At 71.0% G+C, this 26,266-nt stretch carries 26 protein-coding genes, 2 tRNA genes and 1 pseudogene; 21 read left to right on the top strand and 8 right to left on the bottom strand.

Going from position 1 to position 26,266, the window contains the following annotated elements; translation table 11 throughout:
• Positions 1–30: 30 nt before the first annotated feature.
• Positions 31–2,496, bottom strand: coding sequence for an endopeptidase La (lon, locus tag IC605_RS08315; RefSeq protein ID WP_216321598.1), 2,466 nt, complete (start codon positions 2,494–2,496; stop codon positions 31–33).
• Positions 2,497–3,002: 506 nt separating this feature from the next.
• Entirely contained in the window at positions 3,003–4,145 is a 1,143-nt protein-coding gene (locus tag IC605_RS08310) for an acyl-CoA dehydrogenase family protein (RefSeq protein WP_216321596.1), read from the bottom strand.
• Between the two features lie 138 nt (positions 4,146–4,283).
• Between IC605_RS08310 and IC605_RS08305 the strand changes: the two genes are divergently transcribed.
• The 12 genes and pseudogenes from IC605_RS08305 to IC605_RS08250 all read left to right on the top strand — a co-directional run bounded on the left by IC605_RS08305 (position 4,284) and on the right by IC605_RS08250 (position 14,529).
• Positions 4,284–4,360, top strand: a tRNA-His gene (locus tag IC605_RS08305).
• A gap of 62 nt (positions 4,361–4,422) precedes the next feature.
• Positions 4,423–4,508: transfer RNA gene (locus IC605_RS08300), tRNA-Leu, on the top strand.
• Positions 4,509–4,742: 234 nt separating this feature from the next.
• Positions 4,743–5,988, top strand: a pseudogene (gene tig, locus IC605_RS08295) (trigger factor); the annotation flags it as partial.
• 477 nt (positions 5,989–6,465) lie between these two features.
• Positions 6,466–7,515: a beta-ketoacyl-ACP synthase III gene (locus tag IC605_RS08290; RefSeq protein WP_216321592.1), complete on the top strand. Its 1,050-nt coding sequence runs from the start codon at positions 6,466–6,468 to the stop codon at positions 7,513–7,515.
• Complete coding sequence (fabD, locus tag IC605_RS08285; RefSeq protein WP_216321589.1) at positions 7,512–8,408, top strand: ACP S-malonyltransferase; 897 nt, start codon at positions 7,512–7,514, stop codon at positions 8,406–8,408. The genes IC605_RS08290 and fabD overlap by 4 nt, the downstream gene beginning before the upstream one ends.
• A complete protein-coding gene (locus IC605_RS08280) occupies positions 8,405–8,947 on the top strand; it encodes a DinB family protein (protein ID WP_216321587.1) in 543 nt (180 codons plus the stop codon). Before fabD ends, IC605_RS08280 begins: the two co-directional genes overlap by 4 nt.
• A complete protein-coding gene (fabG, locus tag IC605_RS08275; RefSeq protein ID WP_216321586.1) occupies positions 8,944–9,690 on the top strand; it encodes a 3-oxoacyl-[acyl-carrier-protein] reductase in 747 nt (248 codons plus the stop codon). Before IC605_RS08280 ends, fabG begins: the two co-directional genes overlap by 4 nt.
• 70 nt (positions 9,691–9,760) lie before the next feature.
• Positions 9,761–9,958 (top strand): DUF3027 domain-containing protein, encoded by a 198-nt coding sequence (locus IC605_RS25540; RefSeq protein ID WP_216321584.1) that lies wholly within the window; start codon positions 9,761–9,763, stop codon positions 9,956–9,958.
• A gap of 455 nt (positions 9,959–10,413) precedes the next feature.
• Positions 10,414–10,644 carry an acyl carrier protein gene (gene acpP / locus IC605_RS08265; protein ID WP_216321582.1) on the top strand — a complete coding sequence of 77 codons (231 nt, stop codon included), beginning with the start codon at positions 10,414–10,416 and terminating at the stop codon, positions 10,642–10,644.
• Between the two features lie 107 nt (positions 10,645–10,751).
• Complete coding sequence (fabF, locus tag IC605_RS08260) at positions 10,752–11,996, top strand: beta-ketoacyl-ACP synthase II (protein ID WP_216321580.1); 1,245 nt, start codon at positions 10,752–10,754, stop codon at positions 11,994–11,996.
• Positions 11,997–12,142: 146 nt separating this feature from the next.
• Complete coding sequence (ppk1, locus tag IC605_RS08255; protein WP_216321578.1) at positions 12,143–14,275, top strand: polyphosphate kinase 1; 2,133 nt, start codon at positions 12,143–12,145, stop codon at positions 14,273–14,275.
• A complete protein-coding gene (locus IC605_RS08250) occupies positions 14,272–14,529 on the top strand; it encodes a hypothetical protein (RefSeq protein WP_216321576.1) in 258 nt (85 codons plus the stop codon). Before ppk1 ends, IC605_RS08250 begins: the two co-directional genes overlap by 4 nt.
• A 177-nt stretch (positions 14,530–14,706) precedes the next feature.
• Here the strand turns inward: IC605_RS08250 and IC605_RS08245 are convergent, their stop codons facing one another.
• On the bottom strand, positions 14,707–15,342 hold the full coding sequence (locus IC605_RS08245; RefSeq protein WP_216321574.1) for a pyroglutamyl-peptidase I: 636 nt from the start codon (positions 15,340–15,342) through the stop codon (positions 14,707–14,709).
• A 76-nt stretch (positions 15,343–15,418) separates the two neighbouring features.
• Here IC605_RS08245 and IC605_RS08240 point away from each other — a divergent pair, with 76 nt between their 5' ends.
• The 4 genes from IC605_RS08240 to IC605_RS08225 all read left to right on the top strand — a co-directional run bounded on the left by IC605_RS08240 (position 15,419) and on the right by IC605_RS08225 (position 17,803).
• Complete coding sequence (locus tag IC605_RS08240; protein ID WP_216321572.1) at positions 15,419–16,255, top strand: DNA-formamidopyrimidine glycosylase; 837 nt, start codon at positions 15,419–15,421, stop codon at positions 16,253–16,255.
• The gene (gene pdxH, locus IC605_RS08235) at positions 16,252–16,896 is read left to right on the top strand and encodes a pyridoxamine 5'-phosphate oxidase (RefSeq protein ID WP_216321570.1); all 645 of its coding nucleotides are present in this window, start codon (positions 16,252–16,254) and stop codon (positions 16,894–16,896) included. The genes IC605_RS08240 and pdxH overlap by 4 nt, the downstream gene beginning before the upstream one ends.
• Before the next feature lie 26 nt (positions 16,897–16,922).
• A complete protein-coding gene (gene mqnB, locus IC605_RS08230) occupies positions 16,923–17,549 on the top strand; it encodes a futalosine hydrolase (protein ID WP_216321568.1) in 627 nt (208 codons plus the stop codon).
• A gap of 83 nt (positions 17,550–17,632) precedes the next feature.
• Complete coding sequence (locus IC605_RS08225; RefSeq protein ID WP_180970016.1) at positions 17,633–17,803, top strand: hypothetical protein; 171 nt, start codon at positions 17,633–17,635, stop codon at positions 17,801–17,803.
• 17 nt (positions 17,804–17,820) lie between these two features.
• Here IC605_RS08225 and IC605_RS08220 read toward each other — a convergent pair whose 3' ends face one another.
• Positions 17,821–18,672, bottom strand: coding sequence for a hypothetical protein (locus tag IC605_RS08220; RefSeq protein WP_246580566.1), 852 nt, complete (start codon positions 18,670–18,672; stop codon positions 17,821–17,823).
• 5 nt (positions 18,673–18,677) lie between these two features.
• Complete coding sequence (locus IC605_RS08215; RefSeq protein ID WP_216321567.1) at positions 18,678–18,989, bottom strand: non-heme iron oxygenase ferredoxin subunit; 312 nt, start codon at positions 18,987–18,989, stop codon at positions 18,678–18,680.
• Between the two features lie 145 nt (positions 18,990–19,134).
• Here IC605_RS08215 and IC605_RS08210 point away from each other — a divergent pair, with 145 nt between their 5' ends.
• Positions 19,135–20,601, top strand: a complete 1,467-nt coding sequence (locus IC605_RS08210) for a hypothetical protein (protein ID WP_216321566.1) — start codon at positions 19,135–19,137, stop codon at positions 20,599–20,601.
• 351 nt (positions 20,602–20,952) lie between these two features.
• Here the strand turns inward: IC605_RS08210 and IC605_RS08205 are convergent, their stop codons facing one another.
• Positions 20,953–21,726 (bottom strand): SDR family NAD(P)-dependent oxidoreductase, encoded by a 774-nt coding sequence (locus IC605_RS08205; protein ID WP_216321563.1) that lies wholly within the window; start codon positions 21,724–21,726, stop codon positions 20,953–20,955.
• Between the two features lie 146 nt (positions 21,727–21,872).
• Here IC605_RS08205 and IC605_RS08200 point away from each other — a divergent pair, with 146 nt between their 5' ends.
• The gene (locus tag IC605_RS08200) at positions 21,873–23,033 is read left to right on the top strand and encodes a S8 family serine peptidase (RefSeq protein WP_216321833.1); all 1,161 of its coding nucleotides are present in this window, start codon (positions 21,873–21,875) and stop codon (positions 23,031–23,033) included.
• Between the two features lie 4 nt (positions 23,034–23,037).
• Here the strand turns inward: IC605_RS08200 and IC605_RS08195 are convergent, their stop codons facing one another.
• On the bottom strand, positions 23,038–23,454 hold the full coding sequence (locus IC605_RS08195; RefSeq protein WP_216321561.1) for a uracil-DNA glycosylase: 417 nt from the start codon (positions 23,452–23,454) through the stop codon (positions 23,038–23,040).
• A gap of 13 nt (positions 23,455–23,467) precedes the next feature.
• On the bottom strand, positions 23,468–23,605 hold the full coding sequence (locus IC605_RS08190; RefSeq protein WP_216321557.1) for a hypothetical protein: 138 nt from the start codon (positions 23,603–23,605) through the stop codon (positions 23,468–23,470).
• A gap of 140 nt (positions 23,606–23,745) precedes the next feature.
• Here IC605_RS08190 and dnaJ point away from each other — a divergent pair, with 140 nt between their 5' ends.
• The 3 genes from dnaJ (at position 23,746) to IC605_RS08175 (ending at position 26,244) form a co-directional block, all read left to right on the top strand.
• On the top strand, positions 23,746–24,870 hold the full coding sequence (gene dnaJ / locus IC605_RS08185; RefSeq protein WP_216321830.1) for a molecular chaperone DnaJ: 1,125 nt from the start codon (positions 23,746–23,748) through the stop codon (positions 24,868–24,870).
• 209 nt (positions 24,871–25,079) lie between these two features.
• Positions 25,080–26,078, top strand: a complete 999-nt coding sequence (locus IC605_RS08180) for a ribose-phosphate diphosphokinase (RefSeq protein ID WP_216321554.1) — start codon at positions 25,080–25,082, stop codon at positions 26,076–26,078.
• A gap of 10 nt (positions 26,079–26,088) precedes the next feature.
• Positions 26,089–26,244 carry a hypothetical protein gene (locus IC605_RS08175; RefSeq protein WP_216321551.1) on the top strand — a complete coding sequence of 52 codons (156 nt, stop codon included), beginning with the start codon at positions 26,089–26,091 and terminating at the stop codon, positions 26,242–26,244.
• Positions 26,245–26,266: the final 22 nt, after the last annotated feature.

Below are 26,266 nucleotides of genomic sequence, written 5' to 3'. Positions count from 1 at the left end.
GGGCCGGAGGAGGGCGGGAGAGGTTTCTTCTTACGCGCTCGCGCCGGGCGCCCGCCGGGTGGACCGACGCTTGGGAGCGGGTGGCGTCATCTCCACAGGGGCGTCCGTGCCGCGCTCCAGCGCCGCCAGCCCACCGACGAGCGCCACGTCCAGCACCTCGTCCACCGTCTCGCAGGGGTGAAAGCGCATCGAGGAGCGCAGGTGCAGCGGGATGTCCCGCAGGTCGGCCTCGTTCGCCTTGGGCATGATGATGTGGCGGATGCCCGCGCGCCGCGCACCCAGCACCTTCTCCTTGAGGCCGCCGATGGGCAGGTAACGGCCCGTCAACGTCATCTCGCCCGTCATCGCCACGTCACGCCGCGCCGGGACGCCGCTCAGGGCCGAGATCAGGCTGGTGGCGATGGCGCCGCCCGCACTGGGGCCCTCCTTGGGGATCGCCCCCGCCGGAACGTGGATGTGGATTTCGGAGTTGTCGATCTTCTCGCGGTCGAGGTGGAACCGGTCGGCGTTGCTCTTGGCGTACGTCAGGGCGGCGCGGGCCGACTCCTTCATCACGTCGCCGAGCTGGCCGGTGAGGACCAACCCGCCCTTGCCGGGCATCACCGAGGTCTCCACGAAGAGGATGTCGCCGCCGACCGGCGTGTAGAACATCCCGGTGCTGACCCCCACCATGTCCTCGCGCGCCTCCGACTCGGGCTGGTAGCGGCTCTGGCCGAGGTAGCGGTCGAGTTCCTTGTCGGTCACCTTGACCCGCTTGACCTCCCCGGTGGCGATGCGGCGGGCCACCTTGCGGGCCACCGTGCCGATCTCGCGCTCCAGGTTGCGCACGCCCGCCTCCCGCGTGTAGTGGCTGATCAGCCGCTCGAGCGCCGCGTCCGTGAAGCTGATCTGGTTCTCCTTGAGCCCGTTCTGCACGAGCTGGCGGGGCAGCAGGTAGCGCTTGGCAATCTCCAGCTTCTCCTGCTCGATGTAGCTGGAGAAGTCGATGACCTCCATGCGGTCCATCAGCGCGGCCGGAATCTGCTCGGGGTAGTTCGCCGTGGCGATGAACATAACTTCCGAGAGGTCAAAGGGAACGCCCAGGTAGTGGTCGGTGAAATGCTGGTTCTGCGCCGGGTCAAGCACTTCGAGGAGCGCGCTGGAGGGGTCCCCCTGGTAGCTCGATCCCAGCTTGTCCACCTCGTCGAGCAGGATCACCGGGTTCTTGGTGCCCGCCGTACGCATCCCCTGAACCAGACGGCCCGGCATCGCGCCGATGTAGGTGCGGCGGTGGCCGCGGATGTCCGACTCGTCCCGCGCTCCGCCCAGGGCGATGCGGACGTACTTGCGCCCCAGCGCCTTGGCGATGCTCTGCGCGATGCTCGTCTTGCCGACGCCGGGAGGGCCCGTGAACACCAGGATCGGCCCCTTGTTCACCTCGGCGGCGTCGATCTCGCCGCGCTCGGCCCGCTCCTTGCGCAGACGGCGCACCGCCAGGAATTCCAGCACGCGGTCCTTGACCTTCTCCAGGCCGTAGTGGTCGTCGTCGAGAATCTTGGCGGCCTCGGGCACGTCGAGGCGGTCCTCGCTGCGAACGTTCCAGGGGAGTTCAGTGATCCAGGTGAGGTAGGTGCGGATGACGGACGCCTCGGCGGCGTCGGGGTGCATCCGGCCCAGGCGGCCCACCTCGCGGTCGATCTCCTTTTTCACCTCGGGCTTCAGGCCCAGCGCGTCGATCTTGGCGCGGAAGACTTCGGCCTCGTCGCCCTCCTCGCCGTCCTCACCGCCCTGGAGTTCCTTCTGGATGACCTTCATCTGCTCGCGCAGGTAGTACTCGCGCTGGTTCTTGTCGATCTCCTCCTTGACCTGGGCGCGGATGCGGGCCTGGACGGCCTGGACTTCCTGCTCGGTGTCGAGGAGCGTCAGCACCCGGCGGATGCGGTCGGTCACGCGGGTCGCCTCCAGGATCGCCTGCTTGTCCTCCAGCTTGAAGTCGAGGTTGAAGGCGATGTGGTCGGCCATCTCGCCGGGGTTGTCCTTGCCCTGGATGGCCTGGACGCTCTCGGCGCTCACCTTGCCGCCCGCAGCCACGACCTCGAACTTCTCGCGCAGCTCGCGGGTCAGCGCCTGGAGTTCGACCGGATCGCCCGTCTCGGTCGGCAGCGCCACGATGTCGGCTTTGAGGTAGTCGCCCCGGGTGTAGCGCGTCACGCGGGCACGCGACACGGCGGCCACCAGCATCTGCACGGTGCCGTCGGGGTTCTTGCGCACGCGCAGCACGTTGCAGGCGGTGCCCACGTCGTAGAGGTCGCTGCCCTGCGGGTCGTCCACGTCCTTGTCGCGCTGGGAGACGATCAATATGACCTTCTCGCCCTGCATCGCCGCCTCGATGGCCTGGATGGAGACGGCGCGGCTGGCGTCGATGTGCTGCACCATCGTCGGGTAAATCACGCTGCCGCGCACCGGGCACACGGGCACGTTGGCGGGCAGCGGGGTGGGTTGGTTCTCGGTGGGCATGAAGGCTCCTTTCGCCCTAGAGCGGTCCTGCGGCGGAGCTTCTGGCGCTGGAAATGCCAGGAAACTTGAGTGCAACTATATCAACTTTCGGGGGGAGTGGCAAGCGCGGCCCTGTGCCCCACCGAACGGTCTACAGCGCGTCCAGCACAAGAAAACCCTACGCCCGGCAGGATGATCCGGGCGGTTCGGGAAGCTGACGGAACGTTTAGCGTTGAGGGGGATGGGGAACGGTACCATCCCAGGCAGGCCAACTTTTATCATCGGCCTGCCTAAGTCTCGGATGCTTCACAACTTTTTGAGACCGGTCAACAGCTCACAGTTCTCGGGCAAGCATGGCTGTCCGAATTCGGCGTAGAGGGGACTGGAAGGGCTTGACCCCAACTGCCTTCGCTCGTACCAGACGGACTCGCAGTCGTCGCAGAGGGAGATGACCTAATCTCCTCCTGGGAGTCTTGCCACATCGATCAGCCCCTGCTGGCAAGAGCTACAGGTCAGGGCCGGACTGCCTACGCCAACAAATCCCGCGCGATGATCAGCTTCTGAATCTCGCTGGTGCCCTCGTAAATCCGCAGCAACCTCTGGTCGCGGTAGTAGCGCTCGACGGGCGAGTCCTTCATGTAGCCCATGCCGCCCGCGACCTGCACGGCCTTGTCGGCGACCTGGGAGAGCATCTCGGTCGCGTGGTACTTCGCCACCGAGGCCATGCGGCGCACGTCCTGGCCCCCATCCACCATCCACGCCACCTTCTGCCACAGCAGGCGGCTCGTCTGGATGGCAACCTCCATCTCCGCGAGCATGAACTGCACGGCCTGGAACTCGGCGATGGGCTGGCCGAACTGCTCGCGGGTCTTGGCATGAGCGACCGAGAGGTCGAGGAGACGCTGCATGGCCCCGGTCGAGCGCGCGGCGATCCCGACCCGCCCGTTCGTCAGGATGCCCAGCGCCTCGCGGTAGCCCAGGTGCTCGGGGCCGAGCAGGTTCCCTTCGGGAATCTCGGCGTCCTCGAAGATAACCTCGGCGGAGAGGGAGCCCTTCTGACCCATCTTCTCGTCGATCTTGCCGATCTTCACCCCGGGCGTGTTCTGCGGCTCGACCAGGAAGGCACTCATGCCGCGCGTGCCCTTCGAGGGGTCGGTGATGGCGATGACGGTCAGGACTCCCGCGATGGGAGCATTGGAGATGTAATGCTTCGTGCCGTTCAGGACGTAGCAGTCGCCCCTCTTCTCGGCCCTCGTGCGGATGTTCGCCGCGTCCGACCCGCTGCTGGGCTCGGTGATGGCGAAGCCCGCGATGCACTCGCCGCTCGCCATGCGGGGGAGGAAACGCCGCTTCTGCTCCTCGCTCCCCAGCTTGACCAGCCCGCTCGTGCCGATGGAGGCGTGGGCGCTGATCACCCCGCCGAAGCCCATGTGCCCCTGCCCCAGCGCCTCGTACACGGCGCAGCGGCCCAGCGCGCCCAGCCCCACCCCGCCGTACTCCTCGGGGATGCTCAGGCCGAAGAGGCCCAGGTCGGCGGCCCCGCGCATCAGCTCGGCGGGCACGCGGTTCGTCTCCTCGATCTCATGGGCGCGCGGCTCGACGACGGTCAGCATGAAGTCGCGGACGGTTGCCTGCACGTCCCGCAGGTCCTCGGGCAGATTGAATTCCATAGGTGGGAACAGGGTAGCGCCGGGAGACGCCCTGGGGTGTGGAAAGGGGGAAGAACGTAAGCCCTTCGGCCTGCTCTCAGGACCAATTGACACCCCGCCTCCCCCCCTCTAAGATGTGTGGGCCTGCAAAGGTGCGCGGTGGGTTTAGCTCAGTTGGTTAGAGCGCCGCTCTGTGGAAGCGGAGGCCGTGGGTTCAAGTCCCATAATCCACCCCAAGCTGCCCCGGTCCCCGCCCTGCGTGGAGGCCGGGGTTCTCCTTTGAAGGCGAATGACGTGGGCGGGGATGGCGGAACTGGTAGACGCACCAGACTTAGGATCTGGTTCCCGTAGGGAGTGAGGGTTCAAGTCCCTTTCCTCGCACCACACATGAGGCGGCTCTTGTCGGGCCGTCCTCTTTTTTGCGTTCCGGTCGGAGGAGGCCAGGGGCAGTCGCGCACCCGGCGCCCCAGGCTTTATGATGCGCGGCGGCATGTCGCGCGCCCCGGCTCCGACTCGGGATGGGGGCGCGAGCGCGGCACAGGCACATGAGAGGACCCGCCCCACCCGCACCCCGCACGAGAAGCGGGGCGGGAACGGGGGCGCCAGGATGGGAGACGTATGGCAGAGCTGATCAGTCGTGAAGGCAACAAGGTGCAATTCCGGGTCGCGGTGCCCGCCGCCGAGGTGAACCGCGCCTACGAGCAGGTCTGGGCGGGGCTCGCGCGCGACGTGCGCGTGCCCGGCTTCCGGCCCGGCAAGGCGCCGCGCAAGGTGCTCGAAAACCGCGTGGGCAAGGGCTACGTCGAGCAGGAGGTCCGTGAGCGCCTCCTCCAGTCGCACTACCCGCAGGCCGCCCGCGAACTCGGGCTCAACCTCGTGGACGCGCAGATCGACCCGGGCGCGCTGGCGAGCGGGCAGGGCTTCGACTTCACGGTGAACGGCGAGACGTACCCGGAAGTCACCCTGGGCGACTGGAGGGGCGTGCAGCTCACGGCGGCGTCCCCCGAGATCACCGACGAGGTGTTGGGCCGCACGCTCGCCGACCTCCAAGAGCGCAACGCGACCTTCCAGGCCGCCGAGCGTCCCATCGAGGCGACCGATCAGGTCACCATCGAGGAACTCGGCGAGGAGGGCGGCACCTACCCCGTCTACCTCGACGTGGCCGAGCCGCACGTGCGTGAAGCCCTGCTCGGCAAGAACGTGGGCGACGAGGTGGAGATCACCGTCCCCGCCCATAGCCACGGCGACCACGAGCACCCCGAGCACAGTGTCCGGGTGCGGGTGCAGGGCGTGCAGACCAAGCAGCTTCAGGAGCTGAACGACGACTTCGCCAAGTCGCTGAACTTCGACTCGCTGGAGCGCCTGCGCACCGACCTGCGCGCCGAGCTGGAGCGCCGCGCCCGCCAGGAGGGGGACGCCGCCCGCCGCGAGGAGTTCGTGACGGGGCTGGTGGAGGCAATGGGGGTCGAGATTCCCCGCGCGCTGATCGACCGCCGCCGTGAGGCGATGCTCGAAGAGATTCAGGACGACCTGGGCCGCCAGGGCGTGAAGTGGGGCGAGTACGAGACCTTCATGCAGGAGCAGGGCAAGCTCGACGAATTCATGGGCGACCTGACGAAGAACGCCGAGGCCCGCGTTCGCCGTGACCTCGCGCTGGAACAGCTCGCCGAGGACCTGAAGGTGCAGGTCACCCAGGCCGAGTTCGACGCCTCCCTGAACGCGCTGGCCCAGAGCAACGGCCTGACCCTTCAGCAGCTTCGCACCCAGCTCGGGCCGAACGGCCTCAACGGCTACCTCGTCAGCCTGACCCGCGAGAAGGGCCTCCAGCAGGCGCTCGCGCAACTGGGCGGCGCCCAGACGGCGGCGACGGCCAGCGAGGGTGTCCAGAGCGAAGCGGCCACGGCGCAGGAGGCCAGCGGCGACCAGGGCACGGAGCAGGCCGAGGCCGGGCAGGAGAGCACCTCGACCCAGGAACCGTCCGCCAGCGGCACGGACACGGACGGAACCCAGGGGGAGAACGCCGCACAGACGACGGAGGGGACGGTCAGCAGCGACTCCGCCGAGTCGGCCCAGCCCGGCGCGCAGGAGATGGTGACCGAGCAGCCGGACGCGACCGACGAGCAGGCGTCTGCCGCGCAGGCCGACGCCCAGGACGCCACCGGCGAGCCGCAACCTGGAGAGCAGACCCAGGAGCAGCGCACCGAGTAGTCCGTCCACGCCCGCAGGGCCAGGGGAGGGGCATGTCCGCCGGGACGTGTCCCTCCTCCGTTTCAGATGAGACCCCCTGAACCGAGTTCCGCAATTCCTTGAACGCCTGTTCAAAGAATGATACGGTTCGCGCATGACCGCCTCCCCGGCCCCCGGCACCCGCCCCAGCCTCGGCATCACGGCCCTCGGCACGTACGCGCCGCCCAGGGTCGTCACGAATACGGATTTCGAGGCGCGGATGGACACGAGCGCCGAGTGGATCGAGAGCCGCACGGGCATCCGCGAGCGCCGCTTCACGGAGGCCGACGAGTACACCTCGGACGTGGGGGTGGGCGCCGTGCGCGACCTGCTCGCGCGTGATCCGGACGCCTTACGCGAGGTAGACGCCGTGATCTGCGCGACGGTGAGCCCCGACGCCCTGATGCCCTCGACGGCGGCCCTCATCGCCATGCAGGTGGGGCTGACCGGGGCCGCCGCCTTCGACCTCTCGACGGCGTGCAGCGGTTTCGTGTACGGCCTGAGCGTGGCGCAGGGCCTGATCCTGGCGGGCACGGCGCGGCGGGTGCTCGTGGTGGGTGCCGAGGCCCTCTCCAAGATCGTGGACCAGAATGACCGCAACACCGCCATCCTCTTCGGGGACGGGGGCGGCGCGGCGGTCGTGGGGCCGGTGCCGGAGGGCTACGGCTTCCAGAACTTCGTGCTCGGGGCCGACGGCGCGGGCGGCTCCAGCCTCTACCTGCGCTGCGCCGCGCCCCGGCTCCCCGGCGGTTTCGAGATGGGCGAGGCGGTCGGGATGAACGGCCGCGAGGTCTTCAAGTTCGCCGTGCGCGTGCTCGGCGACAGCGGCAACGAGGTCCTCGCCCGGACGGGCCTGAGCAGCGCGGACGTGGACTGGCTGATCCCGCATCAGGCCAATATCCGCATCATCGAGGCGGCCTGCGAGCGGGTGGGGATGCCCCTGAGCAAGACGGTCGTCAACCTCGACCGCTACGGCAACACGTCGAGCGCCACCGTGCCCCTCGCCCTGCGCGAGGCCCTCGACGACGGGCGCATCCGGGACGGGCAGCAGCTCCTCCTCGTCGCGTTCGGCGGGGGCCTGAGCTGGGCGGCGGGCACCCTGAGGTGGTGGGGCGGGGCCCCCAGCCTCGGGGCGCGGGCGGAGCGCGAAGCGGTGGGCGTGTGAGGGTCGCCGCCCTCTTCCCCGGCCAGGGCTCGCACGCCGTCGGCATGGGGGCCGACCTCACCGCCGCCTTCCCCGAGGCCGAGGCCGTGTACGCGGAGGCCGAGCGGACCCTCCCCGGTCTGCGCGCCCTGATCGAGACCGGGCCGCCGGAGGCGCTGACCCTCACCGCCAACCAGCAGCCCGCGCTCGTGGCCGCGTCGGTCGCGGCCTACCGGGCGTGGCAGGCGAGAACGGGTCTGACCCCCGCCTTCGCCGCCGGACACTCGTTGGGCGAGTACAGCGCCCTCGTCGCCGCCGGGACGCTGGGGCTCGCGGACGCCCTGCGGCTGACCCGGCGGCGCGGCGAACTGATGCAGCAGGCCGTGCCCGTCGGAGTCGGGGCCATGAGCGCCGTGATGGGCGACCCGGACGTGGTGCGCGAGGTCTGCGCCGGGCTGGAGGGCGTCGTGCAGCCCGCCAACTTCAACGCGCCGACCCAGACCGTCATCTCCGGGGAGAAGGCCGCCGTGGACGCCGCCGCCGCCGAACTCAAGGGCCGGGGCCTGAAGGTCATTCCCCTCAAGGTGAGTGCGCCCTTCCACTGCGCGCTGATGGGGCCCGCCCGGGACGCCCTGACCCCGGACCTGCGGGCGACCTCCTTCGGTCCCTTCGCCTTTCCCGTCGTGGCGAACGTGACCGCCGAGCCGAACAGCGATCCCGCCACGCTGCCGGACCTGCTCGCGCGGCAGATCACGGGGAGCGTGCGCTGGGTGGAGACGGTGCGGCGGCTCGCGGCGCTTGGGGCGGACACCTTCATCGAGTTCGGCCCCGGCACGGTGCTGACGGGCCTCGTCAGACGCATCCTGCCGGACGCCCGGACCCTGAACGTGGGACAATCGGGCGATCTCGGATGACCACGCTGCAAGCTCAGACGGCCCACACCCGCCAAGAACTCCTCCAGGCGCTCGCCCAGATGCAGGGGGAGGTGGTGACCTATTGCCGCAAGCTGCCCGCCGAGGAGTTCTCGCGCGGCTCGGCCCAGGACTGGTCCCCGGCCCACCACCTCCACCACCTGAGCCTCTCGAACGCGCCGGTCGCCCAGGCCCTCCAGATTCCGCGCGACCGACTCGGGCGGCGGGGGGTGGGGCGGGCCTCCCGCTCCTACCTCGACATCCGCGACCAGTACCGCGACGCGCTGGCGGGCGGCGCCAAGGCCTCGGGCCGTTACGTGCCCGATCCCCAGGGCGACCAGGCCACCCTCGTCGAGGAGTACGCGCAGGCCACCGCCGCCGTCCGCGCGGCGCTCGCGGGCTGGACCGACGCCGACCTCGACCGCTTCGCCCTGACGCACCCCGTCCTCGGGGAACTCAGCGTGCGGGAGATGCTGCTCTTCACCCTCTACCACAACCGCCACCACCTCGGCGGCGTGAAGACCCGTCTGGAGCAGGCATGACCCAACCCCGGAAAGTCGCCCTCGTCACCGGCTCCAGCCGGGGTCTGGGCCGCGCGATGGCCCTCTCGCTCGCCGGGTCGGGCTTCGGCGTGGCCGTGCATTACGGCAGGAATCAGGCGGAGGCCGAGCGCGTGGCGGGGGACATCCGCGCCCTCGGCGTGCCCGCGCAGGTCTTCGGTGCCGACCTCTCCACGCCCGCCAACGCGAGCACGCTCGTCGAGACCGTGATCAAGGAGATGGGGCGTCTCGACGTGCTCGTGAACAACGCCGGGATCACGCGGGACACCCTTGCCATCCGCATGAAGGACGAGGACTGGGACGCGGTTCTCGACACCAACCTGGGCAGCGCCTTCGCCGCCAGCCGCGCCGCCTTGAAGCACATGATGCGCGCACGCTCGGGCCGCATCGTCAACATCGCTTCGGTCGTCGGCCTGATGGGCAACCCCGGGCAGGCCAACTACGTCGCCAGCAAGGCCGGGCTGATCGGCCTGACCAAGGCCCTCGCCAAGGAGTACGGCGGGCGCGGCATCACCGTGAACGCGGTGGCCCCCGGCTTCATCGAGTCGGACATGACGGCGGGGCTGCCGGGGGACGTACAGAAGACGTACCTGGGCGGTATTCCGCTGGGCCGCTTCGGCCAGCCCGAGGAAGTTGCCGCCCTCGTGGCGTTCCTGGCCTCCGACGCCGCCGGGTACATCACGGGGCAGGTCATCGGGGTAGACGGGGGACTGTACCCGCACTGAGGTATGGCGGAGAAGCGGCACTGCTTGGCTTGGAACTCGGCCCACTTCAAGGAGACGCATCGGCGTTGGATTGAGCGGATACCAATACGACGACGCGCAGAGGGAGGAGCCGCATCCGCAGTGCTGGAACTGCATCTATTACGTCGAGTTGACGGGCAAGTTCGCCTCAGACTGGGGCGTTTGTACGAACGCTCTCTCGGCAATGGATAGGCGGGCAATGTTCGAGCGCGACGGCTGTGAGCACCACGTCGAGACGGCAGACCGCTGAGGTTTGCTCCACCCACGCACCGCTCGCTTATACTGCCCATGTCCTGTTAGGGCGGGCTTCATGACAAGGGGAACAACCGAGAGGGGCCATACTCCACGCGAAAGCGCCCGGAGTATGCGGCTCCGGGCGCGGAAAGGGGGTGGGTGCTATGCGTACTCCACGCAAGAAGCATCCTACCACGCGCGAGAAGCGGAAGAAAAGGCGTCCAAAGACGGCTGAGGTTCTCACGATCCTCGGTGCTGTCACGGGCCTGATCACCGCCCTTGCGCACCTCATTCAAGCCCTGAAGTAAGCCCTCTCGCCCCCTGAAGCCTGAGTCTGGCTGGACGCCCCCTGGGAACCTGGGGGGCTTTCTTTTTGCCCGCCGACGAGCTTGAACCCCGTCCAGGCTTTTTCGCATCTGCGGACGCCGCGTGTAGACTGGCGCAGACTTCAGACCAAGGAGGTATGTAAGCATGGCAACATTTGAGGACGTGAAGGATGTGATCGTCGAGAAACTCGGCGTGGACGCGGACAAGGTGACCCCGGAGGCCCGTTTCGTGGAGGACCTGGGGGCCGACAGCCTGGAGACCGTCGAGCTGATCATGGGTCTGGAGGACCGTTTCGGCGTCAGCATCAGCGACGAGGACGCCGAGGGGATTCGCACCGTGCAGGCCGCCGTCGATTACATCGGCTCCAAGCAGTAACACAAGCGCCCGGAAGGGAGCAACCGGGAGCCGGGTGGGCGCGGGGGAGACCGTGGGCCCACCCGGCTCTCTTTGAAGGGGAGAGCGGTTCTCACGGGAGGGAAGACATGAGCGTGACGGGACTCAAGCGGGTGGTGATCACGGGCGTGGGCCCGGTCACGCCCATCGGGATGGGGGCGCAGGCGTTCGCGGGGGCGCAGCGGGCGGGCAGGAGCGGCATCGGGCCCATCGACCGCTTCGACACCTCGAACGTGGCGAGCAAGATCGCGGGGCAGGTGGACGACGACCTCGACGAATTCGTGGACCCCCGCGAGGCGCGCAAGCTCGACCGTTATGTGCAGCTCGCGCTGGTGGCGGCGGAACTCGCCCGGCGCGACAGCGGCCTTTCGGAAGAGGACCTGAGCGGCGAGCGCTCCGGGACGATCATCGGCAGCGGCATCGGCGGGGTGAAGACCTTCGAGGAGCAGGCGGGCGTGCTGCACGCGCGCGGCCCCGGGCGCATCAGCCCCATGTTCATCCCCATGATGATCGCCAACATGGCGACCGGGCACGTGGCGATGCGCTACGGCGCGACCGGGCCGAGCAGCACCGTCGTCACCGCCTGCGCGACCGGCACCGGGGCCGTCGGGGACGCCGCGCGTTACATCCAACTCGGCCTCGCCGACGTGATGCTCGCGGGCGGCGCCGAGGCGTCGGTCACGCCCATCGCCATCGGGGGCTTTTCCAACATGAAGGCCCTGTCCACCCGCAACGACGAGCCGGAAAAGGCCAGCCGCCCCTTCTCCGCCAGCCGCGACGGCTTCGTGCTCGGGGAGGGGGCGGGCGTCCTCGTTCTGGAGGAGTACGAGAAGGCAAAAGCCCGGGGTGCCACCATCTACGCCGAGATCGTCGGGTACGGCACGAGCGCGGACGCGCACCACATCACCATGCCCGCCCCCGAAGGCCGCGGGGCGCAGGTTGCCATGCGCATGGCCCTCGCCACGGCGGGCGTGAACCCGGACGAGGTGGGGTACGTCAACGCCCACGGGACGAGCACCCACTTCAACGACCTGCACGAGACGCAGGGCATCAAGCACGTCTTCGGCGAGCACGCGCACAACCTCGCCATCAGCTCCACCAAGTCGATGACCGGGCACCTCCTCGGGGCCGCCGGGGCCGTCGAGGCCATCGCGGTCGCGCAGGCCCTCCAGGACGGCATCTTGCCGCCCACCATCAACCTCACCGACCCCGACCCGGCCCTGGACCTCGACTACATCCCTGAGGGGGCGCGCGAGGTGCAGGTGGAGTACGCGCTGAGCAACTCCTTCGCCTTCGGGGGACAGAACGCCGCGCTGCTGTTCAGGCGGGTCTGATCCCGGAAGGCGGCGGGCCCCGGCGGGCGTGAGATGACCGGGGCCCGCCCTCTTTTGCTGAGAGGACTGCCGTTTTGGCCTTCATCGTCTCCTCTCAATGTCGCTGGTCTTTCGCTGGGCTTGCGCCGGGTTCATTACTCTGGGGCATGACCGTGCGCGCCGAGAAGCCCGTTGCCACCTCCCCGGAGCCGCCCGCCCCCCCGAGACGCCCGCGCAGGGCCGCGCGCCAGGAGGTCACGGGTGGGGCGCCGCGCACGCTGAGCACGGTCGCCAACCCGGAGAGCACCTTTCTCAACCGCGAACTCTCCTGGCTCGCCTTCAACGAGCGGGTGCTCGCCGAGGCGCGCGACGAGCGCAACCCCGCGCTGGAGCGGCTCAAATACGCGGCGATCTGCGGCAGCAACCTCGACGAGTTCTTCATGGTGCGCGTGGCGGGCGTCCACCGCCAGATCGCGGCGGGCGTCAGCACGCCCAGCCCCGACGGGCTCCAGCCGCGCGAGACCCTGCGGCTCGTGCGCGAGCGGACCCACACCATGCTGCGCGAGATCGAGCGGGCGGCCCGGGCGACCCTCAAGGTTCTCGCCGCCCACGGGGTGCGCCTCGTGCGGGTGGCCGACCTCGGCAAGCGGGCGCGGGCGGCGCTGCGCGAGCACTACCTCTCGCAGATTCAGCCCGTGCTCACCCCGCTCGTGGTGGACCCCAGCCACCCCTTTCCGTACCTGAGCAACCTCAGCCTCAACCTCGCGGTGCTCCTCGATTCCGGGGAGGGCGAGGAGCCGGACTTCGCGCGGGTGAAGGTGCCCGTCGGCGTGCTGCCGCGCGTCGTGCCCGTGGGGGACGCGCTGCTGCTGCTCGAAGACGTGATCGCCGCGCACCTCGGCGACCTCTTCAAGGGCCGGACGGTGACGGCCGCGCACGTCTTCCGGGTGACGCGCAACACCGACTACGAGTTCGAGGAGGAGGAAGCCGAGGACCTCCTCGCCACCATCGAGGACGGGCTGCGGCGGCGGCGCTTCGGCTCGGCGGTGCGGTTGGAGGTCATGGGGGACACGCCGCCCGGGATCGTCACCTTCCTGCAAGAGCGGCTGGGGCTCGCGCCCGAGGACATCTTCCTCCTCGACGGGCCGCTGGGGACCGCCGACCTGATGGGCTTCCCCGCCCAGCGGCCCGACCTCTCCTTCCCGCCCTACGTGCCCGCCGTGCCGGACCTCGACGGGGACGACGACGACGGCATCTTCGCCACCCTGCATCACGGCGACGTGGTGCTTCACCACCCCTACGACGGCTTCACGAACGTCCTGAACTTCCTGGAGGAGGCCTCGCGCGACCCCCAGGTCCTCGCCATCAAGCAGACGCTCTACCGCACCGGGGACGATCCCCGACTCCTCGGCGCCCTGCGCACCGCCGCCGAGAACGGCAAGCAGGTCGTGGCCCTGATCGAACTCAAGGCCCGCTTCGACGAGCAGCGCAACATCTCGTGGGCGAGGAAGCTCGAACGCGCGGGCGCGCACGTCGTCTACGGCATGGCGGGCCTCAAGACCCACGCCAAGGTGACCCTCGTCGTCCGGCGCGAGGAGGGGGGGCTGCGGCGGTACGTCCACATCGGCACCGGGAACTACAACCCCAAGACGGCGCGGCTCTACACCGACCTCAGCCTGCTCTCGGCGGACCCCGACCTCGGGGCGGACGCGGCGGAGCTATTCAACCACCTCACCGGGTACGCGGAGGCGGGGTACAGCCGCCTGCTCGTGGCGCCCGACACCGCCCGCAGCGGCTTCGAGGCCCTCCTCGACCGCGAGGTGGAGCACGCGCAGGACGGGCACGAGGCCTGGGCGCGGGTCAAAGTCAACCAGCTCACCGACCCCGCCCTGATCGACGCGCTGTACCGCGCGTCAAGGGGGGGCGTGCGGGTCGAACTGATCGTCCGGGGCGTGTGCTGCCTGCGGCCCGGCGTTCCTGGCCTTTCGGAGACGGTGCGGGTGCACAGCCTCCTCGGGCGGTATCTGGAGCACGCGCGCATCTTCGCCTTCGGCAACGCGGGAAGCCCGGAGGTCTACTTCGGGAGCGCCGACTGGATGAGCCGCAACCTCGACCGCCGGGTGGAGGTGGTCGCCCCCGTCCTCGACGACCGCCACCGCGACCAGCTCCTGCGGCTGCTCGATACCGAGTGGGCCGACCAGCGCGGCTCGTGGGAACTCGGCGTGGACGGCGTGTACCAGAAGCTCGTCGGCGACTTCAGCGCCCAGCAGGCCTTCGCGGAGGCCCGCCACCCCGGGTGAGGGTGCCCGCCGCCGCGCCCGACGCCCTCTTCGACCTCGCCGTGAACCGCGCACACGTGGCGCTGCGGGGCTTGCGTCCGGGTGATCCCAGTCACGCCCTGGCCGAGTGGCACGCCCGCACCCGGTTTGCGCGGCGTGTGCCGCTGGAGGCGGTCAAAGCCGCTCTTTCGCAGAAGCCGGACGCCCCCGGCGAGTGGCACTGGGCGGGGGGGCCGGAGGGGGGCTGGGTGGTGGGGAAGGCGCCCTTTCCGTAGGGGCGGTGTGGGAGAGCAAAGGGAGTGGGAGGGCTAGGTTGCTGGGTGGCCCTGCCCGTTCACCCCCACCCGGCCTCTGCAAGCAGCTCTACGAGTCCCCCCTCAAAAGGGAGGAGAAAAGAAGAAATGCCGTCTCCTTGATGGGGTGAGATGGGGCGGTCCTTCTTTTCCCACACCCTACAACCCGCGTCCCACCACCTCCAGCGCCACCCGCACCGCCCGCGTGATCTCGTCCTGCGGCAGGTAGGGCAGGGGAGGGCGGTCCTCCGGGACGGCGAGGGCGACCTCAGCATTGGCGGGGACGTGCAGGAAGCCGCAGGGCACCGCGGCACGTCCCGAGCGGCTGAGACAGTCGAGGGCGTGGTAGAGCACGAAGTTGCAGACGTACAGCCCGGCGGTGTTGCTGATGCCGCCGGGAAGGTCGGCCTCCTTCCAGGCGTCCACAATGGCGCGCAGGGGCAGGGTGCTGAGGTAGGCGGAGGGAGCGCCCGCGTCCGTGTGGGCCGGGTGGTCGCGGTACACCCGCCCGGCGTTGTCCGGGATGTTGAAGTCCATGACGTTCAGGGCCACCCGCTCGACCGTCACATGCGGACGGCCCGCCGCAAGCCCCGTCAGCAGCACGGCGTCCGGCCGGTGGGTGTCCAGCAGGGAACGCAGGGTGTCTGCCGCCGCATGCGGCTCGACGGGCAAGAGCGCCGAGACGACCCGCGCCCCGCCCACCGTCTGCCCGTTCAGCGCCCCCGCCGCCTGCGCGCTGGGGTTGGTCGGGTGGGTGTGGAAGGGCTCGAAGCCGGTGAGGAGGAGCGTGGGCATGGGGTGGAGGATAGGACGGGAGACCTCCGACTTTGCGCCACGGTTCACCCCCTGCCCCGCCCGCTATCCTCCCCGTGTGCCGGAACTCCCCGAGGTCGAGACCACGCGCCGCAAGATCGAGCCGCTGCTCGCGGGGCGCACCATCCTCAGCGTCACGCACGACGCGCCGCACCGCTACCGCGACACCCACCTCGCGCACGGGCGGCGGGTCAGCGGCCTGTCGCGCCGGGGCAAGTACCTGATGCTGCACCTCACGGCGGCGGACGCGCTGGAGGAAGGTCCCCACGACCTCGACTTCATCGTCCACCTGGGGATGACGGGCGGCTTCCGGCTGGAGGAGGGGCCGCACACCCGCGTGACCGTCGAGACGGACGCCGGGAAGCTCTACTTTCACGACCCCCGCCGCTTCGGCAAGATGGCGGTCGTGCCCGCCGGGGAGTACGGGGGGATGCCGACCCTCACGGGGATGGGGCCGGAGCCGCTCTCGGACGACTTCTGGGAAGAGGAGTTCGCCCGCCTTGCCGCCACGTGCGGGGCGGTGAAGCCCTGGCTCCTCTCGCAAAAACCCGTGAGCGGCGTGGGCAACATCTACGCGGACGAGAGCCTGTGGCGGGCGCGGATTCACCCCGCCCAGACCCGCCTGACCCGCGAGGAGGCCGGGCGCCTCTACCAGGCGGTCCGCGAGGTGATGCACGAGGCAGTGGAGGCGGGCGGCAGTTCCCTCGGGGACGGGCTGGGCAACTACCGCCAGCACGACGGGGAACCGGGAGCGTTTCAGGGCCGCCACGTCGTCTACGGGCAGACGGGGAAGCCCTGCCCGCGCTGCGGCACGCCGATCCGGAAGATCGTGTTCGCCCAGCGGGGAACGCATCTTTGCCCGCACTGCCAGAAGCTGCGCGAGGATGAACAATGACCGACCTCACCGGACTGCGCCTGTCGTACACCCGCGCCGAACTGCGCCGCTCGGACCTCAACCCCGACCCCCTCGCCCAGTTTCAAACCTGGCTGGACGAGGCCCTGCGTGACGGTTTGCGCGAGCCCTACGCCCTCAGCCTCGCCACGGCGGACGCGGCGGGTCGTCCGGGCGTGCGGACGGTCCTGCTGCGGGGGGCGGACGAACGCGGGCTGACCTTCTACACGAACTACGACTCGCACAAGGGGCGTGACCTGGAGGCCAACCCGCAGGCCGAACTCCTCTTCCACTGGGCCGAGCACGAGCGGCAGGTGCGCGCCTACGGGCGGGTCGAGCGGGTGAGCGAGGAGGAGAGCACCGCCTACTTCCACGCCCGGCCCCGCGAGAGCCAGCTCGCCGCGCACGCGAGCAACCCGCAGAGTGCGCCCACCCCGAAACGCGACGCGCTGGAGGCCAAACTCGCCGGGTTGCACGCCCGCTTCCCCGAGGGGACGCCCGTGCCCAAGCCCGACTTCTGGGGCGGCTACCGGGTGCAGGTCCGGGAGTGGGAGTTCTGGCAGGGAAGGCCGAACCGCATGCACGACCGCTTCCGCTACACCCGTGAGGGGGAGGGATGGCGGGTCGAGCGGCTGATGCCGTGAGGGGAGGGCCACGCTCGCCCGAGCCCATGAGGGTCCTCGTCGTCGTGGCGACCGCCGGGGAGGCCGCCCGCCTCGCCGACCTCCCCGCCCGCGTGGTCGTGAGCGGGGTGGGCCCGGTCGCGGCGGCACTCGCCACCCAGCGCGCGTTGCTGACGGAAGGGTTCGACCTCGCCGTCAGCGCGGGGATCGGCGGGGCGTACCCGGGCAGCGGCCTGGGCCCCGGTGACCTCGCCGTGTCGGGCGTGATCGTGCAGGCCGACCTGGGGGCTTGGGACGGGGCGGACTTTCTCGACCTCGCGGCGCTGGGGCTGTCCGTGTTGCCCGACGAGCCTCACCCCGGAGTCTTCCCAGCCTGGGATGGGGCGGCGGACCTCGCCCGGAGGATCGGTGCCCCCTGTGGCCCCACCCTCACGCTGAGCACGGTGACGGGGAGTGCCGAGCGGGCCCACGCCCTCGCCCGGCATTATCCCGGTGCCCTCACCGAGGGGATGGAGGGGGCGGGGGTGGCGCACGCGGCGCGGTTGGCGGGCGTTCCGGCCCTCGAAGTGCGGGGGGTCAGCAACCCCGTCGGCCCGCGTGATCGGGGCGCGTGGCGGATCGGGGAGGCGCTGGCGGCCACCCGGCGCGGGCTGGAGGGACTGTTAAGCCTCTGATTCTCCGCCCGGGTCCGCCCCTCACCGCCGCCGCGTTACCCTGCGGATATGAAGTCGTCCCCCCTGTCCTCGCGGAGCCGCCCGTGAACGCCCCCAAATTTCGCGTGTGGCTGGTGGTGGCCCTGATGTGCGGGTGGGGCATCCTGGCGATCCGCTTCGTGCAGCAGGGAAACGTGCCCTTCGCCCTGCTGTGCGGGCTGCTCTTCGTCACGAACGGCGTGACGCTCTGGCGGCTGACCAAGCGGGGCAAGTAGGCCTCGCCGGGGCAGCGTCACCCCCGGAGCCGGGCACGGTGCAGGCGCCAGCCGCGCGTGCGGCTGTAGCCGATCAGCTCGCGGGCGGGAAGCACCACGCGCGGCGTCATCCAGGACTGCGAGGGCTTGTGCAGCGCCCAGCCGCCGCCGAGGGTGACCGCCGCGTGCTGCACCCCACCCGAGGCGTCCCGCCAGACGAGGACCGTCCCCGGAAGATCGTCGCTCCCGCCGCGCCGGGTGCGCCCCGCCAGAAACGCCTCGAAGGGCCCGCGCTGCATCCACTCGCGCTCCGCCTCCGGCACGCCCGCCGCCCCCATGACCGTGCCGAAGCAGTTCGGGCCGCTCGCGTGCGGGAAGGTGCCCGCCAGCTCGCGGGCGCCGGGCAGAAGGGGAAGGGCGGCGCTCCACACCTCGGCGGGAACCTCGGCGCGGCGGCAGGCGAGCGTGTCCAGCGACACCACCCGCGCCAACACGGCGGGCGAGACCAGGGCGGGCCACCACACGAACCGCGTCCCCTCCAGGCCGGGGAGGAGGTCCGCGAAGTCCCGCGTCCGCGCCACCCCGCCCCGCCTGTGCCGCACCTGGGCCCGCAGCAGGGCGCGGCGGGAGGCGGGCGACAGGCCCCTCCAGTCGTCACCGCCCAGCCACGCGATCCGGTCGGCCTCGGGGGGAACGCTCCACGTGTGGAAGGTGTCGCGGGCCTCGGGCGTGAGCCTGACCTCCGCGCGGGGAAGCGTCTCCACCCCAAATTTCTGTGCTTCCGCCGCCGTCAGGAAAAAGGGCTGCCGCGCCGGGGCGAGCCATCCGGCCCACGCGCCCAGTAACCCCGGCGCGACGGGGATGCCCAGCACCTCCACGGACCCGGCCATGAGGTTCAGAGGGGCAGCACGTACACGTCGCCGCCTTCGACGACCGTGCCGTAGATCCGCACCGGCTTGACGGCGGGCAGAGTCTTGGCCTTGCCGGTGGCGAGCTCGAATTTGGCCCCGTGCTTCTCGCAGGTGATCCGGCCCAGGCTCACCTCGCCGCCCAGCAGCGGGTAGTTCTGGTGGGTGCAGTTGTTCCGCAGGGCATAGAACGCGCCCCCGTGCCGCACCACCAGCACGCCCACGCCGTCCACCTGCACCTCCGTCTGGCTGCCCTCCGGCAACTCCGCCTCCGCGCCGACCCTCACCCGTTTGCTCATCGGGCCGAGTCTAGCGGGACGGGGGAGCGGGCGCCGTGCGCCGGGGGGAAAGAGGCCACCTCCTCCTTTGGTGGGATGAGCAAGAGGCTCCTCATGAGCTATGGACTCTCTTGAGTCCCCTGCTTGACATCCCCTGGAGGTCCCGATGGTTCAGACCGCGCTCAAGGCCCTCGTAGACGCCCTCTCCCGGCTGGCCGGTCTCGCCGTGCCGCTGGCCCTCGTGCTGGGGGCGGCCCTGGTGGCGCTCCTGCTCGTCGGGCTGCTCGACCGCGAGCGCTTTCGGGCGGGGCTGGGGTGGGTGGGGGCGCGGGGGCCTGCCCTCGGGCGCTGGGTAGTCGTGGCGCTGGCGGTCGGCGTGGGCGCCCTCGCGCTGCACGTCACGCGGCGGGCGGTGGACGCGCGGCTGGGGGCGGGGCAAAGTGCCCGGTACGCGAACGCCGCCGACCCGGACGGGGGGCAGACCGTGCAGACTTCCCCACGCGTGAGCCTGCTCGACGCCCGGACGTACACCCGCACCCTGGTCCTGCCCGCCGACGTGTACGCGCGGCTGCAACTGAACGGCGGGTGGGAGACCCTGCTGCCCTACCTCGTGGGCACGCCCGGCCTGACCGTGCAGGACATCCGGGAGGGCTTCACCCGGCGGGGGCGCACCCTCGTCTACTCGCGAGACGTGACCCTCCAGACCGAATCGCCCCTGGGTCTGGACACCAGCCGGGTCACCGCCGACCTGCGCTTCGTGGACCCGGTGGGCGGGCGCGGCACGTACTACAACGCGGCCTTTTCCGCCGACTACACCTTCACCAACCCGCGCACCGAACCCGTCACCGCGCGTTTCGTCTTTCCCCTGCCCGAGGGGAGCGGCACCCTGAGCGGGTTTCGCCTCACCGTGAACGGGCGGGGCTACCGGGCGAGCGACCTGCGGGAGGGCAGCGTCTGGGAGGGTTTGGTCGGCGCCGGGCAGACGGTGCGGGTGAACGTCGCCTACCGCCACCAGGGCTCGCGCGGCTGGAGCTACCGCCTCGCCGACCGCCGCGAGCCGCTGCGCAACCTCGACCTCACCGTCACGGCCGACCGGCCCGCGAAGTTCGAGCGCTACAGCCTCTTTCCCACGGACCTCTCGCGGGACGGGCTGGGCCACCCTCGCACGCTGCGCTGGCGGCTGGAGGACGTGATCACCGCGCAAAACGTCGCCGTCGTCTTCGCGCAGGGGAGCGTGAGGGAGACGCTCGCCAAGGTCGGGTTCGTGGCGCCGCTGGCCCTGCTGCTCGCGCCGCTGCTCGTTCTGGCGTGGGCGTGGCAGCGCCAGCGGGTGATCGCGCCCTTGCCGCTGGCGGGGGCGGTGCTGGGGTTGGCGGTGGGGTTCACGCTGGGGGGCGTGCTGACCGCCTACCTGCCGCCGCTCGTCGCCCTGCCGCTGGGGTCGGGGGTGGGGGTGGCGTTCGGGGTGGCGACGCTGGGGCGGAGGTATGTGGTGCCGCTGGTGGTGGCCGCGCTCGTGCCGCTCGCGTTTCTGGCGGTGGGGCACGCGGGGCTCTTGCTCACGCTGCTGGCGGGGGGGACGCTGGGGCTGCTGTTGGTGGGGCGGCGAGGGGTGGGGGGCCGGGTGTCTTGATTCGGCTTGCCCCCACCCCCCAGCCCCCTCCCCCCAGAGGGGGCAGGGGGAGCTTTCCGCTGCGCTCGGCAAGGACACACGGACGGCGCGGGTGGTCGGGTTTTTCCGGATGGAATGTTTGATCTTGTTGCGTCCCAGTCGCGGGCCCACCGTCTCGCTGCGCGAGCCGACGTGGCTGTGGGCCAGGACCGTTCAGTCAAGGCTACTCATGGGGCGTCCAGATAGACGGTTTGAAAAGAGCAAAGGCTCCCGCTCTTCTAGCTCCTCCCCCCTTGTGGGGGAGGCTGGGAGGGGGTGAACGAAGCGTCCCCCCGGCGCCCCTCACCGCCCCACACCCCCCGCGCTCCTCCCCTACCCCTCCCCGTGCGCGTACCGCCGCCGGATGATCCGCCGCACCACCCAGTCCCCCACCCCGGGCAGGGCGTGGTCGAGGAAGGCGAGGGGGCGGTAGACGCGCGGGACGATCACCTCGCGCCGGGGACGCTCCAGCACGTCGGCGACGGCGCGGGCGACGACCCCCGGGCCGGGCATGGGGAGGCGGGCGGCGCGGGTCATCTCGCTGCGGACGAAGCCGGGGGCGATCAGGCTGACGGTGACGCCCGTGCCCAGAAGTTCGCGGCGCAGGGCCAGCGAGAAGCCGCGCAGGCCGAACTTGCTCGCCGAGTAGAGGCCGTTGGTGGCCGCCCGCCCCGCCACCGAGCCGATGTTGACGATGTGGCCCGATCCCCGCGAGCGCATCTCAGGCAGCACCAGCCGGGTGAGTTCGATGGGGGACTCCAGATTCACCCGCAGCACCCGCAGGGGGTCGGGGTCGTCCCACCACCAGCCGCGCTCGACGGTCACGCCCGCGTTGTTGATCAGCACGTCGATGGGGCCGCAACGCTCCCGCGCCGTCTCGACCAGCGCGCGGCGGGAGGCGGCGTCGGTCACGTCGGTGGGCACGGCCAGCACCCGCGAGCCGCTGGGGTCGAGTTCGCGTGCCAGGGCCGCCAGGGTGCCTTCGCGCCGGGCGGCGAGGACGAGCGTGTGCCCGCGCCGGGCGAGTTCCTCCGCCGTCGCCCGCCCGATGCCGCTCGACGCGCCCGTGAGGATGACGACTTGCCGCCTTGCCTGGGTCGAGGTCATGGGAGGATGGTACGCGGTGGGCGGGGGGACACACCCGCTTTCCCCGCCCGGGACCATCCCGCTCTCAGCCCCGGGTCAGCGCCCCGCGCCAGACTGGGCGGGTGACCTTTCTGCGCTCCCTGCTGCTGACGGGCGCCCTGGTGGGGATGGCCGCCGCCGCGCCCCGGGTCGTCCCGATTCCCGCCCTGCCTCTCTCTCCCGGCGCGACAAGCCTGCCTGAACTCCAGCCCGTCCCCACCCCCGCACCGCCCGCCCCACCGCTCCTGCCCCTCACGGCCCCGCCCACGACCTCCCCAGTGGTCCCCACGCTCTACCGCCCCGCCGATCCTCTGTTCGCGCGGCAGTGGAACCTGGAGGCGATCCGGGCGTCGGGCGCGTGGGCGCTGCTGGGGGGTCGGCGGGGCGCCCCGGTCACGGTCGCGGTGCTCGATACCGGCTTCGTCCGGAGCCCCGAACTCGCCGGGCGGCTGGTGAACGGGTACGACTTCGTGTCCGACCCCGCGCGCTCCGGGGACGGCGACGGGCGCGACCGCGACGCGAGCGGGGCGGGCCCGTTCGCCTACCACGCCGAGGTCGTCGCCAACCTGATCGCGGCGGCGCACGACGGGCGCGGGATGGCGGGCCTCAACCCGCAGGCCCGGATCGTGCAGGTGCGGGTGGCGGGGGTGGACGGCCTGATCGACCCCCAGGACCTCGCGGACGCCCTGCGCTGGGCGGCGGGCCTCCCGGTCTCCGGCGTGCCCGCCAACCCCAACCCGGCGCGGGTGCTCAACCTCAGCCTCTTCGCCGACTTCGTTCCGCTGACCGGGTGCGACCCCCGCGTCCAGGCGGCCCTCGACGCCGTGACCGCGCGGGGAGCGCTCGTGGTGGCGGGGGCGGCGAACGACGGGGCGGACGCGCGGGGCTACACGCCCGCCGGATGCCGGAACGTCCTGACGGTGACGAGCGTGACCGTGACGGGACAGCGGCCCGCCTACGCGAACTGGGGCGCCAGCGTGGCCCTCGCCGCGCCCGGTGGGGAGCCCGGCCACGGCGTCGTGGCGAGCAGCGTCAGCGGCCCCGGTGGCGAGCGCGATCCCGACGGCACGAGTTTCGCGGCCCCCCAGGTGGCGGGGGTCGCCAGCCTCCTCTTCGGCCTGAAGCCGGGCCTGAGCCCCGCCGGGGTGCGCGAGCTCCTCACCCGCACCGCCACCCCCTTTCCGGGCGGACGCTGCGACCCCCTCGACCCCCGCAAGACCTGCGGCGTCGGCACCCTCAACGCCGAGGCGGCGGTGCGCTCCTCGCTGGCGGCGGCGCGGGCGCGGTAGGTCCTCAGCCGCCGGGCAACGGGTTCCGCCCGGGGGAGAGGGGCAGGCTCACCGCCACCGTCACCACCGTCCCCTCGGGCGTGCGCGGGTCGATGTTCAGCCAGTGGCTCGCCAGCGCGGGCGGGTTGGGCTGCGGGTCGAGGGCGCGCACGAGCACGCGGCCCCGCGCGGGCACGAACACGCACCAGCCCTCCGGCGCGGCGGCGAAGGCCCGCACGGGCAGGACGCTCTGGAGGGTCAGGTCCTCGGGGGTCGCCCAGTACTCCACGAGCAGACAGGCATACTCGCGGGTGAGGTCGTGCGGGCCGAGGTCGAACCCAATCTCCACGGCGTCGGGCAGGCCGGGGATGAGGCCCGTCCAGCCCGGGACGACCAGGCGCCCGCTGCTGAGGCTCTTGAACTGCCCGGAAGGGTCGCTCATGGAAGGCGGGGACCTAATTCGCCCGCACGCTGCGCAGCACGGCGCGCACGACCACGAAGCCCACGGCGAACAGCAGCAGCGGCGTGAGGTTCACGGTGATCTCGGCGTCCTTCTCGGGGGTCAGGGCGTTTTGCCGCCGGTAGGTGATCATGCCCCCAGCGTACCCGCTCGGCCCGCCCGGCGGCCCCCGGCTTCCCCCCCACACTTCTAGGACACCCACGTTTCTTGAGTCCGGTCATGTTAACCTGGGGAGTGGAGGCCGGGTGCTGCGTGTCCGGCGACAACAAACCTATGGACTACTACGAACTGCTGGGCGTCGCCAGGGCGGCGAGCGCCGACGAGATCAAGAGCGCGTACCGCAAGCTGGCCCTCAAGTACCACCCCGACCGCAACAAGGAGGAGGGGGCCGCCGAGCAGTTCGCGCGCATCAACGAGGCCTACGCCGTGCTGAGCGACCCCGAGAAGCGGGCGCACTTCGACCGCTTCGGCAGCGCGCCGGGGATGGGAACCGGTCCCGGCGGCGACCCCTTCGGCGGGATGGGCGGCGTCGGCTTCGACCCGATGGACATCTTCGAGCAGCTCTTCGGCGGCGTGGGCGGTCGCGGGGGCCGCCGGGGTCCGGCGCGCGGGGACGACATCGAGACCGAGGCGCGGGTCACCCTGCTCCAGGCCCGCGCGGGCGAGGAGATCGAGGTCGAGGTGGACCGCCTGACGGGCTGCGAGCACTGCCACGGCAGCCGCACCGAGCCGGGCGGCAAGCCGCCGAAGACCTGCTCGACCTGCGGCGGGGTGGGGGCGGTCCGCGCCCAGGCCCGGACGATCTTCGGGGTGGTCGAGACCCAGCAGCCCTGCCCGACCTGCCGGGGCGAGGGCCAGCTCATTCAGGACCCCTGCACGGTGTGCAAGGGCCGGGGCCGGACCCTGGGGGCCGAGACGGTGAAGGTCAAGCTCCCGCGCGGCATCGACGAGGGCTACCGCATCCGGGTGGCGGGCAAGGGGAACGAGGGGCCCGGCGGCAACGGCGACCTCTACGTCCACATCGAGATGGAACCCCACCCCGAGCTGCGCCGCGAGCAGGAACACCTGATCCACACGGCGAAGATCGGCTTCGCCAAGGCGGCCCTCGGCGGTGAGGTCACGGTGCCCACGCTGGACGGCCCGCAGACCGTGGAGGTCAAGCCCGGCACCGGGCACGGCGAACTCCACCGCCTGCGCGGCCAGGGGCTCCCGCGCCTCCAGGGCGCCGGGACGGGCGACCTGATCGTCGAGTACGAGGTCACGGTGCCCAGGCCAGGGCAACTCAACGCCGAGGCGAGAGAAGCCCTGCACGCCTACGCCCGCGCGGTGGGCGACGAGGTGGCCGAGCACCGCGAGGGCTTTTTCGACAAGGTGGGCAAGATCTTCCGGGGCGACTGAGGGCTCCGGAGGACGGGGGAGGGGCGTGGCGAGGGAGGCCGCGCCTCTCTTCTTTGGGGGAACCGTTGTTCCCGGACGGGGGACGAGCCCGGGGCTGTAAGGTCCCTGACAGTCCGGGTATGCTTCCTGCGGACGTTTGCAACGCTGAGTTTTTCCTTCCCGGTGGTCTTGCCCGGCCCCCGCTCCCCTTTCCCGGAGGTTTCCCCACCGTGACCGTGCCCCACCGCGCCCCTTCCGAGCGGCTGGCCTCCAGCCGCCGCCAGCCGCTGCTCGTCTTTTCGGGCCAGAGCAACTGCCCCCTCGCGCAGGCGATCTGCGACAACCTCGGCGTGCCGCTCGGCCACAGCAAGACCGAGAAGTTCACGAACGACAACCTGATCGTCCATTACGAGGAGTCGCTGCGCGAGGGGGACGTGTTCATCGTGCAGACCTTTTCCACCCCCGTCAGCGACTCGATCATGGAACTGCTGCTCCTGATAGACGCGGCCAAGAGCGCCTCGGCGGGGCGGGTCACGGCCGTGATCCCGTACTTCTCCTACGCCCGCAGCGACAAAAAGGACAGCCCGCGCATCTCCATCGCCGGGCGGCTGGTCGCCGACATCCTTCAGGAGGCGGGCGCGGACCGCGTGCTCACCATGACCCTGCACTCGCCGCAGGTCCACGGCTTTTTCAAGGTGCCCGTCGATCACCTCTCCGCCGACCGGGTGCTCAGCGCACACTTCCGCTCCTGCGTCCCGAACGCCCACGAGGGCGTGGTGCTCGCCCCCGACGCGGGCAGCATCAAGCGGGCCTCGCAGATCGCCCGCCGATTGAATTCCGGCCTCGCCATGATCGACAAAGAAAGGCTTTCCGACACCGAGGTCCGCCCCCGCGCATTGATCGGCGACGTGGAGGGCAAGACGGTTTTTATCGTGGACGACGAGATCAGCACCGCCGGGAGCCTCGTCGAGACGGTGAACATCGCCCGCAGCCTCGGTGCCCGGGACGTGTACGTCGCCGTCACCCACGGCGTGTACACCGGCCCCGCCATCGAGCGCATCGCCGCCCTCGACGTGACCCAGGTCGCCAGCACGAACACCGTCTACGTCTCGCCGGAGAAGATCGCCGCCTCGAACGGCAAGCTCGCCGTCCTCGACGTCGCCCCCCTCTTCGCCGACGCCATCACCAATATCCACGTCGGTCAGAGCGTGAGCACCCTCTTCGAGTGAGGGCCGGAGGGTGCGGGCGCTGACATTCTGGCAGGCCGTCGCCGCCGGGTTCGGTCTATGGTGGGCGGTCAGGGGGACGCCCTGGGCCGGGGCGCTCGCCCGCGCCCGGGCCCTGATCCTCGGAACGCTGAGCCTGATCAGGTGGGTCCTGCCGGGCCTCGGATAGACGGAAGGGGGCGGGGAGGCCG

Source organism: Deinococcus aestuarii (genome assembly GCF_018863415.1).
GTDB lineage: Bacteria > Deinococcota > Deinococci > Deinococcales > Deinococcaceae > Deinococcus > Deinococcus aestuarii.
This window is presented reverse-complemented; position numbering and strand designations above follow the sequence as displayed.

Coding starts and splice junctions, on each gene's coding strand:
- IC605_RS08195 (WP_216321561.1), bottom strand. CDS start 23,454: ATGAGCGACCCTTCCGGGCAGTTCAAGAGCCTCAGCAGCGGGCGCCTG.
- IC605_RS08200 (WP_216321833.1), top strand. CDS start 21,873: ATGGCCGCCGCCGCGCCCCGGGTCGTCCCGATTCCCGCCCTGCCTCTC.
- IC605_RS08210 (WP_216321566.1), top strand. CDS start 19,135: ATGGTTCAGACCGCGCTCAAGGCCCTCGTAGACGCCCTCTCCCGGCTG.
- IC605_RS08205 (WP_216321563.1), bottom strand. CDS start 21,726: ATGACCTCGACCCAGGCAAGGCGGCAAGTCGTCATCCTCACGGGCGCG.
- pdxH (WP_216321570.1), top strand. CDS start 16,252: ATGACCGACCTCACCGGACTGCGCCTGTCGTACACCCGCGCCGAACTG.
- IC605_RS08280 (WP_216321587.1), top strand. CDS start 8,405: ATGACCACGCTGCAAGCTCAGACGGCCCACACCCGCCAAGAACTCCTC.
- mqnB (WP_216321568.1), top strand. CDS start 16,923: ATGAGGGTCCTCGTCGTCGTGGCGACCGCCGGGGAGGCCGCCCGCCTC.
- fabF (WP_216321580.1), top strand. CDS start 10,752: ATGAGCGTGACGGGACTCAAGCGGGTGGTGATCACGGGCGTGGGCCCG.
- IC605_RS08190 (WP_216321557.1), bottom strand. CDS start 23,605: ATGATCACCTACCGGCGGCAAAACGCCCTGACCCCCGAGAAGGACGCC.
- lon (WP_216321598.1), bottom strand. CDS start 2,496: ATGCCCACCGAGAACCAACCCACCCCGCTGCCCGCCAACGTGCCCGTG.
- IC605_RS08215 (WP_216321567.1), bottom strand. CDS start 18,989: ATGAGCAAACGGGTGAGGGTCGGCGCGGAGGCGGAGTTGCCGGAGGGC.
- IC605_RS08245 (WP_216321574.1), bottom strand. CDS start 15,342: ATGCCCACGCTCCTCCTCACCGGCTTCGAGCCCTTCCACACCCACCCG.
- ppk1 (WP_216321578.1), top strand. CDS start 12,143: ATGACCGTGCGCGCCGAGAAGCCCGTTGCCACCTCCCCGGAGCCGCCC.
- fabG (WP_216321586.1), top strand. CDS start 8,944: ATGACCCAACCCCGGAAAGTCGCCCTCGTCACCGGCTCCAGCCGGGGT.
- IC605_RS08220 (WP_246580566.1), bottom strand. CDS start 18,672: ATGGCCGGGTCCGTGGAGGTGCTGGGCATCCCCGTCGCGCCGGGGTTA.
- dnaJ (WP_216321830.1), top strand. CDS start 23,746: ATGGACTACTACGAACTGCTGGGCGTCGCCAGGGCGGCGAGCGCCGAC.
- acpP (WP_216321582.1), top strand. CDS start 10,414: ATGGCAACATTTGAGGACGTGAAGGATGTGATCGTCGAGAAACTCGGC.
- IC605_RS08310 (WP_216321596.1), bottom strand. CDS start 4,145: ATGGAATTCAATCTGCCCGAGGACCTGCGGGACGTGCAGGCAACCGTC.
- IC605_RS08290 (WP_216321592.1), top strand. CDS start 6,466: ATGACCGCCTCCCCGGCCCCCGGCACCCGCCCCAGCCTCGGCATCACG.